Origin of the sequence: Clostridium sp. KNHs216 (assembly GCF_006714885.1) — a bacterium.
Taxonomy (GTDB): Bacteria; Bacillota; Clostridia; order Oscillospirales; family Acutalibacteraceae; genus Caproiciproducens.
Map to the genome: position 1 here is coordinate 2,369,419 of NZ_VFMF01000001.1, position 15,544 is coordinate 2,384,962.

Annotated in this window: 12 protein-coding genes; all 12 read right to left on the minus strand. The window is 56.2% G+C overall.

Annotation, left to right across the window (positions count from 1 at the left end):
- Nucleotides 1–11 precede the first annotated feature (11 nt).
- The 12 genes from LY85_RS11550 to hisS all read right to left on the minus strand — a co-directional run bounded on the left by LY85_RS11550 (nt 12) and on the right by hisS (nt 15,379).
- The gene (locus LY85_RS11550; protein ID WP_141826750.1) at nt 12–1,082 is read right to left on the minus strand and encodes a type II secretion system F family protein; all 1,071 of its coding nucleotides are present in this window, start codon (nt 1,080–1,082) and stop codon (nt 12–14) included.
- A gap of 49 nt (nt 1,083–1,131) precedes the next feature.
- A complete protein-coding gene (locus tag LY85_RS11555; protein WP_141826751.1) occupies nt 1,132–2,202 on the minus strand; it encodes a transglutaminase-like domain-containing protein in 1,071 nt (356 codons plus the stop codon).
- Nucleotides 2,203–2,235: 33 nt separating this feature from the next.
- On the minus strand, nt 2,236–3,450 hold the full coding sequence (locus tag LY85_RS11560) for a BTAD domain-containing putative transcriptional regulator (protein ID WP_141826752.1): 1,215 nt from the start codon (nt 3,448–3,450) through the stop codon (nt 2,236–2,238).
- Between the two features lie 128 nt (nt 3,451–3,578).
- Nucleotides 3,579–4,100 carry an anaerobic ribonucleoside-triphosphate reductase activating protein gene (gene nrdG / locus LY85_RS11565; protein ID WP_141826753.1) on the minus strand — a complete coding sequence of 174 codons (522 nt, stop codon included), beginning with the start codon at nt 4,098–4,100 and terminating at the stop codon, nt 3,579–3,581.
- Entirely contained in the window at nt 4,090–6,423 is a 2,334-nt protein-coding gene (locus LY85_RS11570; protein WP_141826754.1) for an anaerobic ribonucleoside triphosphate reductase, read from the minus strand. Before LY85_RS11570 ends, nrdG begins: the two co-directional genes overlap by 11 nt.
- Nucleotides 6,424–6,779: 356 nt before the next feature.
- Entirely contained in the window at nt 6,780–7,793 is a 1,014-nt protein-coding gene (mgrA, locus tag LY85_RS11575; protein WP_141826755.1) for an L-glyceraldehyde 3-phosphate reductase, read from the minus strand.
- A 1-nt stretch (nt 7,794) separates the two neighbouring features.
- Nucleotides 7,795–8,202 carry a helix-turn-helix domain-containing protein gene (locus tag LY85_RS11580; RefSeq protein WP_141826756.1) on the minus strand — a complete coding sequence of 136 codons (408 nt, stop codon included), beginning with the start codon at nt 8,200–8,202 and terminating at the stop codon, nt 7,795–7,797.
- Between the two features lie 160 nt (nt 8,203–8,362).
- Nucleotides 8,363–9,511 (minus strand): MFS transporter, encoded by a 1,149-nt coding sequence (locus LY85_RS11585; protein WP_185741194.1) that lies wholly within the window; start codon nt 9,509–9,511, stop codon nt 8,363–8,365.
- 78 nt (nt 9,512–9,589) lie between these two features.
- The gene (locus tag LY85_RS11590; RefSeq protein ID WP_141826758.1) at nt 9,590–10,264 is read right to left on the minus strand and encodes an epoxyqueuosine reductase QueH; all 675 of its coding nucleotides are present in this window, start codon (nt 10,262–10,264) and stop codon (nt 9,590–9,592) included.
- 337 nt (nt 10,265–10,601) lie between these two features.
- Nucleotides 10,602–11,549, minus strand: a complete 948-nt coding sequence (locus LY85_RS11595; protein WP_141825577.1) for an IS30 family transposase — start codon at nt 11,547–11,549, stop codon at nt 10,602–10,604.
- Nucleotides 11,550–12,053: 504 nt separating this feature from the next.
- A complete protein-coding gene (gene aspS / locus LY85_RS11600; RefSeq protein WP_141826759.1) occupies nt 12,054–13,838 on the minus strand; it encodes an aspartate--tRNA ligase in 1,785 nt (594 codons plus the stop codon).
- Nucleotides 13,839–14,086: 248 nt separating this feature from the next.
- Nucleotides 14,087–15,379, minus strand: a complete 1,293-nt coding sequence (gene hisS / locus LY85_RS11605) for a histidine--tRNA ligase (protein WP_141826760.1) — start codon at nt 15,377–15,379, stop codon at nt 14,087–14,089.
- Nucleotides 15,380–15,544 lie beyond the last annotated feature (165 nt).

Genomic DNA, 15,544 nt, shown 5'->3' on the forward strand with positions numbered 1-15,544 from the left:
TCCCCCTTCCCCTAACCGATCGACGACATGATTCCCATCAGCGGAAGCATGACGGAAAGCAGGATCGCGCCGATAATGATCGACAGTGCCGCGACCATGGCGGGCTCTATGACGGAAACCGCGCGGCTGACGGACTCGTCCGCGTCCTCGCTGTAAATCTCCGCCAGATGGCGCATAACGGAATCAAGGCTGCCGGTTTTGCAGCCGATGCGCACCATGCCCGAATAGATGCCGGGAAAAATATCCGCTTCGCTCAGCGCCTGTGTAAAGGAGGAGCCGGCGTTCATCAGCGCGCGGCAGCGGTTCACCTTTTCGGCGACCGCCCGGCTGCTCAAAATACCGGGAACCAGCCCCAGTGCCTGTTCGGTATCGTATCCGCTGGAAAGCAGCATGGAAACGGCCGACGCGAAGCGCGCCAGCGCGATTTTTTCCGAAAGCTGCCTCGTCAGCGGGAAATTGCTTAAAAAGCCGGTCATCCACCGGTATCCCTTTTCCGTTTTATAAAGGATCAGCGCGGCCAGAAGGAATAGGGAAAGCAGTAAAATCAGGGCCAGCGCCCAGCTGCCGATCGCGCTGCCCGCGCGCATCACGGCGGCCGCCGCGTCGGAAACATCGCTGCCCATGTCCAGAAAAACCTCGTTGAAAACAGGAAGGACCTTGATGACCAGCACGGAAACGACCGCCGCCATCATCAGGACAAGGATAAACGGATACAGAAGCGCGCCGCGCACGGAGCTGCGCAGCCTGTCGTCGCGCTCGTAGTAGAGGGCCAAAGCTTCCATCACATTGTCGAGGTTGCCCGCCTTCTCGCCGATATTCACCATGTTGACCATGTATTTCGGAAAAGCGCCTGTGCTGTTCAGCGCAAGATACAGCGAGCCGTTCTGCTCCACTGCCGCCTGAATCCGGTGGATCAGCTCCCGGCCCTTTTCATCCGCAATATTTTCGCTGATTGTGCCGATGCCCTCCTGCAGGGGGATTCCCGCCCTCAGCAGAAGAACCACCTGAGAACAGAAAAGAGAAACGTCGCCCGAGGAAAGAGGCTTTGTTTTACGCTGGCTGACAGCCGGGTTTTGATCCATGGTTCATCCTCCAAACCGCCTATTGGCTTTTTTGTTCCGATTCCCGCGGTTAATAGTATTTTTCCGCCGTATAGGTCCCGGCGGACTGTCCGGCCGCGGCAAAAGTGGAATCGTAGCGCTTCCACCCGTCCAGATAAATCTCGTTCCAGGCGTGGTATCCTACGCTGGTGTTGCCGATAATCAGCCGCGTCGGGATTCCCTGCGCACGGCACATGGCGGCCATCAGAGCCGCGTAGTCGAAGCAGATGCCCGTTTTGGCGGACAGCGTGCTGTCCACGTTGGGCAGATAGCCCGCTTTCACGCTGTCCGCCTTTTGATAATCGTACTTGATGGTTGAGGTAATAAATTGATAAATGGCAGCGACCTTCTGTGCGTTGCTGGCGGCCGAAGCGCAAAGGCTTTTTGCCTTGGCCACCGCCGCGGAGGAAGTGCCGTAGCTGACGTACTGGTTGGGGTAAAGCGTATACCCCCAGCCCGAAACGGAAGCGCTCAGCTGCGTGGAGCAAAGCTCGGCGTAGCTGTTCCCCGAAACGTTTTCCATAAACCGCACTTTGTAAGTTCCGCTGCCGCTCTGCAGGGGAAGGGCGACATAGACGCCGTCTCCCGCAAGGTTGTACTGGTAATAGGAGGAACCGCCGTTGAAATAAACCAATACCTTGATGACCGAAGAACCGCTGTAGCGTACCATGACGTAACCCTGCCCGGCGTCGCTGTAATCGACCGAAGCGCCGCTTTTGCTGAAGACCTCCGTACCGGGAGCCTGCGGCATCTTCGCCGTGACGGCGGGCATCGGCTTTGCGGCGGGGGCCGGGGAGGGCGCCGCCGTGGGCGGCAGGGACGAACTCATTACGACCGTTTCGGAAGAGGGATTCAGAACTCTGGAAACAAGATCCTGTTCGGAAGAGGACGCCGGTTCCGACGGTACAAAGGAGAATTCGGCGGTTGAAGAGGAGCCGGCCCCGGAAGAGGAAGCTTCCCCGGAAGAAATGTCCTGTGAAGAAGACGGAACCGAAACGACGCCGGACGCCGGGTCCGGCGCGCTGCCGGGGGATTGCCCGGCACAGGCGGACAGCAGAAACGCAAGCAAAAACACAGGGAATATGGATTTATATTTCCGCATGTCATCCCTCCCCTCAGCCCGGTCTCAAATCGCTTACTCCGCTGAATCGAGCGCGTTGATTCTGGTGGAAATTTTCACGTTGTCCCTGCGGTACCGGAAACGGAATTTCTGAAGGATACGGTCCACCACCATTTCCGCGTTTTCATAGCTGATGAGGGGCAGCATCACGATAAACTGTGTGGCGCTGTAGGAAGCGACCGTGTCCCCCTTGCGCAGACTGTCCATAATCGTAGCTTTCAGCCGTTCGGAAGCCAGCTTGGCGACCCGCGGCTTCGGCAGCTCGCCGTCCAGACCGCTGATGGTGAACAGAACAATAAAGACCGAGCTTCCGGTGCGCGCCACCGAACGCGCCTGAATCCGGTAGATGGATTTGAAGATGTCGTAATCGCAGTAGTACGCGCCTTCCACGGCGGAAGCTTCCTTCAGGTCGTTCTTAATGACGCCCAGGTCCATTTCCACGTTGTTGATGCTGTTGACCAGCTGTTTATACAGCGCGCGCATGGATTCGGAAATATCCACGCCCAGCTCCCTGTAAAACAGGTCGATCACATGGTTGTAGTGGTCCAGCGCCTTGTTGCGCTGGCCGGTGGAAAGGTAGCCGAACAGAAGCATCTTGTGGACGGATTCCTCAAGCGGGGAATAAATCAGCGCGTTTTCACAGATTTGGGTCACCTCGTCGAAACGGCGCAGATCGATCAGCAGCCCGCAGCAGCGCAGTACACACTGATTATAAAGGTTCGCGTAGTACGCGCTGGCGGAAATTACCCAGTTGCTGTAGGCCGATTTTGGCAGAAATTCCCCGCAGTAAAGCTGCAGGGCGTCCTTAAACGCCTCCACCCGTTCCTCCTGCGTTTTGGAAACATCGCTTCCCCGCCGGTAAAACTCCGTAAACTGCTCCGTGTCAATCAGGCAGGAATAACTGTTGTTCCACGAATATGTATTGTGGATATACTGAATGTATTCCGCCTTGTCGTTTCCCGTAAGGCCCTTTAAAAGCTCCCGGGCCCGGTAAACAAGATTTTTCAGAGCGTTCAGCGGGTCATTGCATTGATTGTCCGGCCACAGTACTTCCACCAGCTTTTCGGTGGAATTTTCTTTATGCCGGTTCGCAATCAGGTACTGAATCAGCATCCACACCCTTTTGGTGCGGCCTTTCAGATTGGTAAGCTGATTGCCGTTAATGGTTATGGAAAATTCGCCCAGCATTTTGATCTGAATCTGTTCCTGTGCAACAACGTCGGGCCGCATAAGCACTCATCCCTTTCCGAAAAAATATACCGGAATATATATAATTATGGTAACACATGGAAATCAAATTGACAAGGGAAATTTGATACAGGAAAGCTTATATTTTTACAAAAAAGAAGCATTCTCCGTCAGGAGAATGCTTCTTTTTCGACTTCATCCAGCACCAGCGCGCCGGTCTCTCTCGTTCGGTTCATATCGATGACGCGCTGGTTCCGGCTCCCCCGGAACACAAGGGTCAGGTCCTTCTGCTCCTGCAGGAACGGCCCGTCGATCAGCACGTCGGCTTCCCGCAGCAGCGCGTCGGTGTCCGGGTCGTGCCGCGCGCAAAGCTCCTCATAGGTATAGCCCGTAAAGACGGTCAGGTCCAGCTTTCTTGCGTGGATCCGCCTGGCCAGCTCCACCAGCGGCTTCGGCTGGGAAAAAGGCTCCCCTCCGCTGAAGGTCACGCCCTTCAGCAGCGGGTTTTCACAGATTTCGGCGAACAGGTCGTCAATATCCGCCCATTTTCCGCCGTTAAAATCGTGGGACTGGGGGTTGTGGCAGCCGGGGCAGCGGTGGGGGCAGCCCTGTGCAAACACCACATAGCGGAAGCCCTTTCCGTCCACGATCGACTCGGGCTCGACCCCGCAGATTTTCAGCTTAGAGCCCATGCTTCACTCTGTCTCTTTCTTCCGCGCGCTTCGCGTTGTTCCACCGGTCGGTGGTGCCCACCAGATACCCGGTGATTCGGCGGATACGCTCAAATTTGGGGCCGCCGTCGTTTTCGGAGCGGTGGCACTTGGGGCATTCATTGTCGATAATCCCGTTGAAGCCGCAGATCGGGTCGCGGTCGACCGGGTGGTTCACCGAACCGTAGCCGATGCCGTGTTCCTTCATGCAGCGGATCACCGCTTCAAACGCGTCAATATTTTTGCAGGTGTCGCCGTCCAGCTCCACGTAGCTGATATGGCCCGCGTTGGTCATTGCGTGGTACGGCGCTTCCAGCTCGATTTTCTGAAACGCCTTGATCGGAAAATAGACGGGCACATGGAAGGAGTTCGTGTAGTATTCGCGGTCGGTGACGCCCGGGATTTTGCCGTATTTCTTCTGGTCGATGCGCACGAAGCGGCCGGAAAGCCCTTCCGCCGGAGTGGCGAGCAGGGTGAAGTTCAGGCCGGTTTTCGCCGATTCATCGTCCATCCGCTTTCTCATATAGGAAACGATTTCAAGGCCGAGCTTCTGGCTTTCCACGCTTTCCCCGTGATGCTTGCCGGTCAGCGCTTTCAGCGTTTCGGCAAGGCCGATAAAGCCCATGCTCAGGGTGCCGTGCTTCAGGACCTCTTCCACACTGTCCTGCGGGTCAAGCTTTTCGGAGTCGATCCAGACGCCCTGCCCCATCAGGAACGGATAGTTGTATACCTTTTTGGAGCACTGGATTTTAAAGCGGTGCATCAGCTGGCGGATGACGAGATCCATCCGTTTGTCCAGCGTCTCATAGAAAGCCTTGAGGTCGCCCTTCGCTTCGATCGCAATGCGGGGAAGGTTCAGCGAGGTAAAGCTCAGGTTTCCGCGTCCGCAGGTGAGTTCCTTCGTCCTGTCGTGGGTATTGCCCATGACGCGGGTGCGGCAGCCCATATAGGCCACTTCCGTGTTGTAGTCGCCTTCCTGATAGTACTGCAGGTTGAACGGCGCGTCGATAAAGCTGAAATTCGGGAACAGACGCTTCGCGCTTACCTTGCAGGCCAGCTTGAACAGGTCGTAGTTGGGGTCGCTTTCGTTGTAGTTGACGCCTTCCTTTACCTTGAAAATCTGTACGGGGAAAATCGGCGTTTCGCCGTCGCCCAGACCGGCGGCGGTGGCGTTCAGCAGGTTGCGGACGAGCATCCGCGCTTCCAGCGAGGTGTCGGTGCCGTAGTTGATGGAAGAGAACGGGACCTGCGCGCCCGCGCGGGAATTCATGGTGTTCAGGTTGTGGATCAGCGCTTCCATCGCCTGATAGGTCGCCGACTCGGTGTTGGAGGTGCCGGTCTTTACGGCATACCGATGCGCGCGTACGGCTTCCTTTTCGGAGATTTCTTCAAAGCTGTTTTTCTTCTGGTGCTCCGGCAGATAGCTTTTCAAAGCATCGCCGTACCGGTCGACGGTGGAAAGCGTAATGTCCGTGCCCAAATCCGTCCGGATGGTTTTGACCAGCGCATCGGCGTCCGTTTCCTTCATGCCGTTTGCAACCTGGAAAAACTGGGAAAGGGCTTTGAAATAAGCCTTCCGGAAGGTTTTGGCGACGCCCGGCGCCAGGGAATAATCGAAATTCGGAATAGACTGCCCGCCGTGCATCTCGTTCTGGTTGGCCTGAATCGCAATACAGGCCAGCGCGGCGTAGGAGCGGATGTCGTTCGGCTCGCGCAGCGCGCCGTGGCCGGTGCAGAAGCCGCCCTTGAACAGCTTGATCAGATCGATCTGGCAGCAGGTTTCCGTCAGCATATAGAAATCCTCGTCGTGGATATGGATGTCGCCGTCAATGTGCGCGGCGGCAATATCCTTCGGAAGGACGTAGTTATTGATAAAATATTTGGAGCCCTCGGAGCCGTATTTCAGCATGGTCCCCATAGCGGTGTCCGCGTCGATGTTCGCGTTCTCGCGCTTGATATCGGCATCCTTCGCGTCGCGGAAGGTCAGCTCCTTGTATATGTTCATCAGGTCGCCCTCGGCCTGGCGAATTTTGGTGTGCTCCGCGCGGTAGAGTATGTAAGCCTTCGCGGTTTTGGCGTAGTCCGCGGCAATCAGGGTTTCCTCCACCGCATCCTGCACCTGCTCGACGGTGGGGACGCTGTCGCCCTGAAAAGTCCTGACAACCTTGCCCGTCAGCCGGTCAAGGACGGGCGCGCCCATCTCTTCCTCCGCAACCGCCTGATTGGCTTTATAAATCGCATTGCGAATTTTTTCTTTATCGAACGTCACAACCACACCGTTGCGCTTCTGTATTTTGACAGCCATTTAGAAACATTCCTTTCAAAGCAAAAATACCGTAATTTGCCCCTTTTTTCAGTGGGTACTTTGAATTTTACTGCAATACCAGGTACTTGTCAAGGGTAATTTCCACAAGATATAGCGTTAAATTTTTAATTATTAGAATTATCACGCTATATGTACCATTTTGATACAGTTGTAAAAAAAGTCGGAATCAGGCGCAAAAAGCCCCCCTTCCGGGGGGCCCAAAGTAACTTCCGGTTTGCTTTTGTAAAACTCTCTCAGTCAAGCTTCGCCTGTCAGCCCCCTCGGGGAGGGGGCCGAATCCCTGCCTCCCTCTAAGAAGGAGCCCAAAAGAGGGTACTTGGCCTTTTAATACGCCTTTACCGCAGAATCGCGTCTATTTCGCGGATTTCTTCTTCCGAGAAATCCAGATTGTCCAGCGCGCCCATATTCTCTTCCAATTGGGAGACGCGGCTGGCGCCGATCAGCACGCTGGCCATCACCGGCTGGCGCAGCACCCACGAAAGGGCGAACTGCGCGGTGGTCTGGCCCCGGCGCGCCGCCAGCTTGCCGAGCGCGACGACCTTTTCGATGGTTTCGGGCGTAATGCGGTCCTTGTTCAAAAAGACGGAAGCACCCGCCGCGCGGGAATCCTGCGGAATACCGTTGTTGTATTTTCCGGTCAGAAGGCCCTGTGCCAGCGGGCTGAACGCGGTCGCGCCCATGCCGCAGTCGGAAAGCGCCTCAAACAGCCCGTCCTGTTCCACCTTTCTGTCCAGCAGGCTGTAGCGCGACTGGCAGATCAGGCAGGGAACGCCCATCTCCTTCAAAAGGGAAGCGGCTTCCTTTGCCTTTTCGGGGCTGTAGTTGGAAATCCCGGCGTAAAGCGCCTTGCCGCTCTTTACCGCGTGCGCGAGTGCGCCCATGGTTTCTTCCAGCGGGGTCTCCGGGTCCATGCGGTGATGGTAAAAGATATCCACATAATCAAGCCCCATCCGTTTCAGGCTCTGGTCAAGGCTCGCGAGCAGGTACTTGCGGGAGCCGAAATCACCGTACGGGCCGGGCCACATGGTGTAGCCCGCTTTGGTGGTGATAACCATTTCGTCGCGGTAAGGGTGCATGTCCTCCTTCATCAGGCGGCCGAAGGTCTCCTCCGCGCTGCCCGCCGGGGGACCGTAGTTGTTGGCAAGGTCAAAAACGGTAATACCAAGGTCAAACGCGCGGCGGGTGACCGCGCGGGCAGTTTCATACTGGTCGTAGGTGCCGAAATTGTGCCAGTAGCCGAGCGAAACGGCGCTCAGCTTCAAGCCGCTCCTGCCGCAGCGGCGGTACTGCATCTGCGTATAACGCGTTTCCACCGCGGTGTAAGGGGGGACCAGGGTGTATCGTTCCATGTTATTTCTCTCCTTTGATTTGTTTTGAAGCCCAGGCGCACAGAAGCTCCACCGCGGGAATCAGGTCGCCTCCGGGGGGAGTGATCCGGTACTCCACCTTCGGCGGAATCTGCTGGAACTGCTGGCGTACAATCAGCCCGGAGGCCGTCAGCTCGCGCAGGCTCTGGCTGAGCATCATGTCGGTGATCGGGGGAATCTGCTGCTTGATTTCGCCGTAGCGAAGGCTTGTGCCGCCGCGCAGCGCCCACAGAATCCGGAGCTTCCATTTGCCGCCCACCGCGGCCAGCGCATACGAAAGAGGGTCCTCGGAAGGTTCCTCCGCCGCGCCTTCCCGAGCTTTTTCCGCAGACTCCTGTTTTGGCTCCGGGCGCTTTGCGCGCTTCTTTTTCTTTTCCTTGTCCTTTTTCATGTTCTGCCTCCGACGCTTCGGATCATCGGCACAGCCGCAATTTTACCACGCGGGTTCCAGACGCCCGATTTTCAAGACTGCCCCACTCAATAATATTGAGTATATCATGAATAATAAGCATATCATAGCACCGTCAAAGCAGATTGTAAACAAAAATGTGTTACCGGTTTTCCGCCCGCCGCCAGATTCCGTAGGACAAAAGTGCCGCGAAGCAAAAGCCCGCGCCCAGCAGCATGGATACCGCGACGTCCGCCTGTGCCGCTTTGCCGAACAGCAGATTGGTGCCGACGGAAACCACGTCCATAGCAACCGAGTAGGCGGAAAGAACGGCGGCGCGGTTCCCGTCGGAAACCGTGCGGTTTTCCACCTCCATCTGGATAGGGACAAAAAGGGCGGCGGCAGCGCGCAGCAGAACCACGCACCCGACGGAAAGCACCGGATTCGCGGAAAAAAACATAGCCAGACACGCCGCGCCTCCGGTCAGAAATAACAGCGTACAGGCTTTGCCTTCCCCCATCCGGCCGACCAGCCGGTGGGAACGCGCGGCGAACAGCTCGGCGACAATTGCCGGAATATACAGCAGGCCCATGGTTTCCGGCCGGATTCCCCCGCGCAGATACTGAAGCTGGTTGAGAAAGCCCGTAATCGTATGGCTGCATTCCGCAAACAGCACCGCCGCCAGTAAAAACAGGAAAAAGCGCTTTTGTTTTTTTAGGACGGCGAGCATTTCGAGCGCCTGTTTTTTAAAATTGTGGGAGTTTTCAACATGGTTTTCAACTTCTGTTGAAAAGATTGTTAAAAGGAGTGAGAACCCGTAGCTGAAAACCGTGAAAAGCGCGGACAGGGAACTGTTTCCGTGCAGAAAAAGGGAAAATACTGTCGCGGCAATCAGAGTTCCGGCGGAACCCATGGCGGAATAAATGCCGAATACCCGCAGGGAATCGGCCTTTCCTGCCGAAAGATAGAGAAACGCGCTGTCACAGCCGGAAAGGCCGCTGATCACCACGGCAAGAATCAGCCGTTCCAGCAAAAACATGCCGAAGCCGGCCGCCTGCCAGAAGACGATTTTTGATATAAAATAGAAAAAGTTACAAATCAACAGAGTCCGGCGGTATCCGATGCGTTCCGCCAGAAAGCCCCATGGAAGCTCAAGTGCAAGGCTGACCACCATGCTGATGCTTTCGATCAGCGTGATCTCAAAAATCCCCACCCCGCGCTCCTGCCGGTACAGCGTGGCAATGGGCGCGTAGAACACCATGCCCTGAAGCAGGGCGACGCCGTACAGCAGATAGACATTCTTTTTATTCAAAGAAAAAACCTCCCGTCTGAATCCGGACGCAAAAACCAGGCCCATTCAAAATTTTGGGCCGGATTTTCCTGCCGAGGATCAAATCGGAAGGTTTTCCACTGGCTGTCCTTCTTGTGTGGAAAAGTTTTGAACTTTTAAACGGCGGTCATGCTCCGCTTTGGAAAATACACAGCCGCAATAATCCTGCCGGTACAGATCGTATTTTGCCGAAAGCTCAATGGAACGCCGGTAGCCGTTTTTCTTTTTAAAATCGGAATATAGATAGCGCACGCCGTATTCCTTTTCCAGCTGCGCGCCGATGGCGTTCAGTTTTTCCGCGTTTTTGTAGGGGCTGATGGAAAGGGTGGTCGTAAAGCAGTCGAACCCGCCCTCTTTTGCCGCCTGCGCGGCTTCCCGCAGCCGCAGGGCGTAGCAGGAGAAACAGCGCTCGCCGCCCTCCGGCTCGTCCTCATGCCCCTTCGCAAGGGCGAAAAAGCGGTCGGTGTCATAGTTTCCCTCCAGAAAGGAGACGGGGTTCTTCACCGGGAGCGCCGCAATCAGACGCTTCACTTCTTCCACGCGTTTGCGGTATTCGTCCTCCGGGGAAATGTTGGGGTTGTAATAAAACAGCGTAATCCGGAAATAGTCCGAAAGGTATTCCAGCACATAGCTGCTGCACGGCGCGCAGCAGGCATGGAGCAAAAGGGAGGGTGTTTCGCCGTGCAGCCCGGCAATCGTAGCGTCCAGCTGCTTCTGATAATTGATTTTGACCATGATACCCTCCTTTTCTGTTTTGGAGCCTTGCTTTCCCGTATATCGTCAATGAAAACCAAAGGAAGAAAATGCGGACTCCCTCATCCACGCTCCCGGGAACTCCCTCAGTCAGGCTTTGCCTTCCAGCTCCCTCAAGGAGGGAGCTGGAAGAGGCCAAACCCGTTTGTATCCCTCCGTCAATGAAAAGCACAGTGGTGTTGTATCTCAAGAGACACTTTGGGGATACCTGGGGGTGCAGGGGGATTTTATGGAGCCCTCCCGCCGGGAATTAAAAATCCCCCTGCGCGTCCTTTGCCTACTTTCGGACAAGGGTGAATTGTCAAGTGAAGTGCAACAGTTAGGAAGATATGACCTCAGCAGGAGTTTTCCAGTTCAAACATTTACGCGGTCGGTTGTTGAGAAGTTGCATGACAAAAGCCACGGCTTCTGGGGTAAGCTCGGTAAAATTAGTTCCTCTGGGAAAGAACTGACGGATCAATCCGTTCGTATTTTCCACAGTGGGTTTTTGCCATGGAGATGCAGGGCGAGTGTAATAGTACAGTGCCTCAAAGCGGCTCTCAAATTCATGATGACAGTTGAATTCGATCCCTCGATCCGATGTTACCGTACGGAGCGGAAGTTTGCCTCCTTCAAAGAAGAACTCAAAGCCCCGCATGACCTCTTCTCTCTTACTGTTGCACAGGACGGCAAGGCAGGAGTACCGACTTTTTCGATCGGTCACATTCAGCAAATAGGTATGTCTCGTTTTCCCGAATACGATTGTATCTGCCTCCCAATCTCCGAGCCGTTTTCGCCGCAGAACGTCTTTGCTTCTCTCCCGAATTTCCCTCGCGCCGGCTTTGTATCCGCGGGTTTCTCCATGCTTGCGGCCATAGTGACGCAGTTTCATCGTAAGCTGCACGGAACGCGGCAGAAGGTTTGTATGCAGCCAACGATAAATGCTGCTGTGCGAAATCTTCATGTTCTCGTCGTCTGGATAGTCTAACCGGATTCTTCCGGAAATTTGTTCGGGGGACCATGACAGCTCCAGTTTTTCCGCTATATAAGATGTCAGATCGAGGTCCTGATACAGCTTCGTTCGATGGCATTTCATACGTCGTTCCAAATATTTAGCCTGTGCCGGAACGCTCAGATATTTTTGCCCCGAACGGTTCCTTTTGATCTCCCGACTGATTGTCGCGGGACTCCTTTGTAGCCTGCGTGCAAGCTGTCGCATACTGATTCCGTTATTCCACAATTGGGCTATCAATGCGCGCTCTTTTGGTGTAAGATGGTGGTAGTCCATAAAAAGCCTCTCCTTCAGTGGTGTCTCTTCAACTCCTACTGTATCATGGATTTGGCTTTTTGTGGACTCTGTCTATCCTCCTGTTGCACTTGTTATTTTAATCCGCCCAAGATCGAAAGTAGGGGCCTGCCCGGCCTGAGGGCAGAGCTGACGATCAACTCCTACTTGCGGTAATGCACTAATGAAAGCCAAAGGGAGGGAGAGAATGCGGACTCGCTCATCCACGATCCCGGGAAACTCCCTCAGTGTCAGGCTGCGCCTGCCAGTTCCCTCACAGAGGGAGCCAAACCCCCGGCACGCCGGAAGAAGTTTCGGAGCATCCCACTCACGATTTAGCATAAGCCGACTGGAAGCAACGCCGTAGGCGCTTCCTGACCGGCAGGTCCGCTTTGCTTCATTATAACAGGTTATAGGATTTGCTACAATATTTCTATTATGATAAAAACCAAAAACTTCGCTGTAAATGGAAAACGGCGCTCCGCGGTTTTGCGGAGCGCCGGATGATTATTCTTTTGGAAGGATGCCGATCCCCAGCTCAGTAAGCTGTTTTTCGTCCACGTCCGTCGGCGCGCCCGACATCAGTTCGGAGGAAGAGGCGACCTTCGGGAACGCGATCACGTCGCGGATGTTGTCGCAGCCGAGCAACAGCATGACCAGACGGTCCAGGCCGAGCGCCATGCCGCCGTGCGGCGGGGCGCCGTAGCGGAACGCGTCGGTCAGGAAGCCGAACCGCTTCTGAGTTTCCTCGGGGGTGAAGCCCAGCGCCTTAAATATGCGCTGCTGCAGCTCGGGGTTGTTGATACGGATGGAACCGCCGCCCAGCTCGTTGCCGTTTAAGACCATGTCGTACGCAATGGCGCAGACATTGCCGGGGTCGCTTTCAAGCTTGTCGATATCCTCCGCGCGCGGCGCGGTGAACGGGTGGTGCATCGCCATAAAGCGGTTTTCTTCCTTGCTGAACTCAAACAGCGGGAAGTCCGTGACCCACAGCAGGCAGGGCTTGCTTTTGTCGATCAGGCCAAACCGCGCGGCAAGCTCGCAGCGCAGCGCGCCAAGGGAAGCATACACGACGGGTTCCTCGTCGCTCGCGACGATCAGCAGCACGTCGCCGGTTTCGGCACCCATGGTTTTGCGCACCGAGGCGGTTTCCTCCGGAGCAAGGAATTTTTCAAAGGAAGAGGTCTCCCCGCCTTCGGTCAGCCTTGTCCACGCGATGCCCTTTGCGCCGTAGGACTTCACCCATTCGGTCAGCTTGTCGATTTCCTTGCGGCTGAGCTTGTCGGCAAGGCCTTTCAGGTTGATGCCGCGCACGCTTCCGCCGCCCTCGACCGCGCCCTTGAACACGCGGAATTCGGTCTGCTTCAAGTCCTCCGTCAGATCGATCAGCTCAAGGCCGAAGCGCAGGTCGGGCTTGTCGGAACCGAAGCGGCGCATCGCCTCGTGCCAGGTCATGCGGCGGAACGGCGTCTGGATATCGATATCCAGTACCTGCTTGTAGACCTGCTTCATAAAGCCCTCGCCGACCGCCATCACGTCGTCTTGATCGACAAAGGACATTTCCAGGTCGATCTGCGTAAATTCCGGCTGGCGGTCCGCGCGCAGGTCCTCGTCGCGGAAGCAGCGGGCAATCTGCATGTAGCGGTCAAAGCCCGAAAGCATCAAAAGCTGCTTGTAAAGCTGGGGCGATTGCGGCAGCGCGAAAAAGCTGCCCGGGAACACGCGGGAAGGCACGAGGTAGTCGCGCGCGCCCTCCGGCGTGGATTTGATCAGGACCGGCGTTTCGACTTCGATAAATCCATTGTTGTCGAAGTAGTCGTGGGCGACCTTCACGATTTTATGGCGTCCGATAATTTTATTCTGTACGTCGGGACGGCGCAGGTCCAGGTAGCGGTATTTCAGCCGCAGGTCTTCCTTTACGTTGGAATCTTCCGCAATTTCAAACGGCGGGGTCTCGCTCTTTGCCAGAACGCGCAGCTCCTGCACCTCGATCTCAATTTCGCCGGTCGGGATCTCGGTGTTCTTGGAGGAACGCTCGCGCACCGCGCCGGTCGCCGCCAGAACATATTCCGCGCGGGCAGAGAACGCCTTGTCAAAAACCGCGCGGTCGGTCGCGTCGTTGAACGCAAGCTGAAGGATGCCCGTGCGGTCGCGCAGGTCGATAAAGATCAGCTGTCCCAGATCGCGCTGGCGCTGCACCCAGCCGCAAACCGTCACGGTTTTGCCGATATCGGCGGCGCGCAGCTCGCCGCAGTAGTGGGTCCGTTTCATTCCTGTCATGAATTCTGCCATTAAAATAGCCTCCAATTAATGATATTCAATATCAGACTGTCAATAAAATCACGTAATAATTCTTGGCCCTCTCAGTGGGGGCCGAACCCTTGCCTTCCTCACAGAGGGAGGTGTTTCGGAGTGCTCCGAGGCCGATTCAATATGCAACTGTCTGAGAGCGCCGCCGTAGGCGCGTGCCGACCGCATGGTCCGCGCCCGGCGCGCCGGAGGGAGTACCGCTGCAAGCCCCATCGGTGAGGGGACTTGTATTAAAAATCGATGGAGTCCTCGTCCTTCGTCTGCAGCGTGACAAACTGCTCCACAAAGTCCTTGCTCAGATCGATTTTGGACTTCTCGCCGGTCTTCATGTTCTTGACGACCGCCTTTTTGGTTGTAAGCTCGTCGTCGCCCAGGACCAGGGAATATTTCGCGGCGATCTTGTCGGCGTATTTCATCTGCGCCTTCAGCCCGCGGTCGTTGATGTCGCATGCGGCGCTGATGGAATATTCCTGTAAGCTGTGCGCCAGCTTAAACGCTTCCAGCCTTGCCGCGTCGCCGAGTGCCCCGATGAACAGGTCGCAGGTCTCCGGTTCGGGGAATTCGACCTTCTGCGCGTCCAGAATCATCATCAGGCGCTCCATGCCCAGACCGAAGCCCAGCGCGGGCATGGGCTGTCCGCCCATTTCCTCCACCAGCCCGTCGTAGCGCCCGCCGCCGCAGACGGTGCTCTGCGCGCCGAGGTCGTCGGAAACGAACTCAAACACCGTTTTGGTGTAGTAGTCCAGCCCGCGGACAATGGAGGGATTGACGGTATATTCGATATTGATCGCGTCAAGGTAGGTTTTTACGCTTTCAAAGTGCGTGCGGCAGTCGTCGCATAAGTAGTCCAGCATCCGCGGCGCGCCGGCGGCGATTTTGGAGCAGACCGGGCTTTTGCAGTCCAGAATCCGCATCGGGTTGCGCTCCAGACGGCCCTGACAGGTTTCGCACAGCTGGTCCCTGTAGTCGCTGAAATACGCCCGCAGAGCCTCGTAATATTTCGCGCGGCAGTCGGGGCAGCCGATGGAGTTGATCTCCAGCTTGAGGTTCCGTACGCCGAGACGGCTGAAAATGCTTTTCGCCGTGCCGATCAGCTCGGCGTCCGCTATGGGGGACTGGGTGCCGAACACCTCGAGTCCGAACTGGTGGAATTCGCGCAGACGGCCCGCCTGGGTATTTTCATAGCGGTAGCAGGAGGTAAAGTAGGAAAGGCGCAGCGGCAGCCCGTCGTTGTACATGCCGTGCTCCAGCATGGCGCGCACCGCGCCCGCGGTCCCCTCCGGCCGGAGGGTGACGGAGCGGCCGCCCTTGTCGTTGAAGGTATACATCTCTTTCTGCACCACGTCGGTGGTTTCCCCCACCGAGCGCTGGAAAAGCCGGGTATCTTCAAAAACCGGGGTGCGGATTTCCCCGAAGCCGTGGATTTTGGCCTCGCTGCGCATCACGTCCTCCACGACCTGCCATTTTTCCGTCTGGGCGGGCAGTAAATCCTGCGTCCCTTTTTGTGCCTTGATCAGTTCCATAGCGTTTCTCCTAACCTTAAAATAATCTGTAAAAATGGTTAAAAATGCAAAAAGCCCCCGTCCCAGCCAAAGGGACGAGGGAGAATGATCCTCGCGGTGCCACCCTTTTTCAAGAGCCGAAGCTCTCCTCAAAAAGCCCCGAAACGCGGGGCGGCGTGCCGGCTC

Coding starts and splice junctions, on each gene's coding strand:
- LY85_RS11560 (WP_141826752.1), bottom strand. CDS start 3,450: ATGCGGCCCGACGTTGTTGCACAGGAACAGATTCAGATCAAAATGCTG.
- LY85_RS11550 (WP_141826750.1), bottom strand. CDS start 1,082: ATGGATCAAAACCCGGCTGTCAGCCAGCGTAAAACAAAGCCTCTTTCC.
- LY85_RS11580 (WP_141826756.1), bottom strand. CDS start 8,202: ATGAAAAAGGACAAGGAAAAGAAAAAGAAGCGCGCAAAGCGCCCGGAG.
- LY85_RS11555 (WP_141826751.1), bottom strand. CDS start 2,202: ATGCGGAAATATAAATCCATATTCCCTGTGTTTTTGCTTGCGTTTCTG.
- LY85_RS11570 (WP_141826754.1), bottom strand. CDS start 6,423: ATGGCTGTCAAAATACAGAAGCGCAACGGTGTGGTTGTGACGTTCGAT.
- LY85_RS11595 (WP_141825577.1), bottom strand. CDS start 11,549: ATGGACTACCACCATCTTACACCAAAAGAGCGCGCATTGATAGCCCAA.
- mgrA (WP_141826755.1), bottom strand. CDS start 7,793: ATGGAACGATACACCCTGGTCCCCCCTTACACCGCGGTGGAAACGCGT.
- nrdG (WP_141826753.1), bottom strand. CDS start 4,100: ATGGGCTCTAAGCTGAAAATCTGCGGGGTCGAGCCCGAGTCGATCGTG.
- aspS (WP_141826759.1), bottom strand. CDS start 13,838: ATGGCAGAATTCATGACAGGAATGAAACGGACCCACTACTGCGGCGAG.
- hisS (WP_141826760.1), bottom strand. CDS start 15,379: ATGGAACTGATCAAGGCACAAAAAGGGACGCAGGATTTACTGCCCGCC.
- LY85_RS11590 (WP_141826758.1), bottom strand. CDS start 10,264: ATGGTCAAAATCAATTATCAGAAGCAGCTGGACGCTACGATTGCCGGG.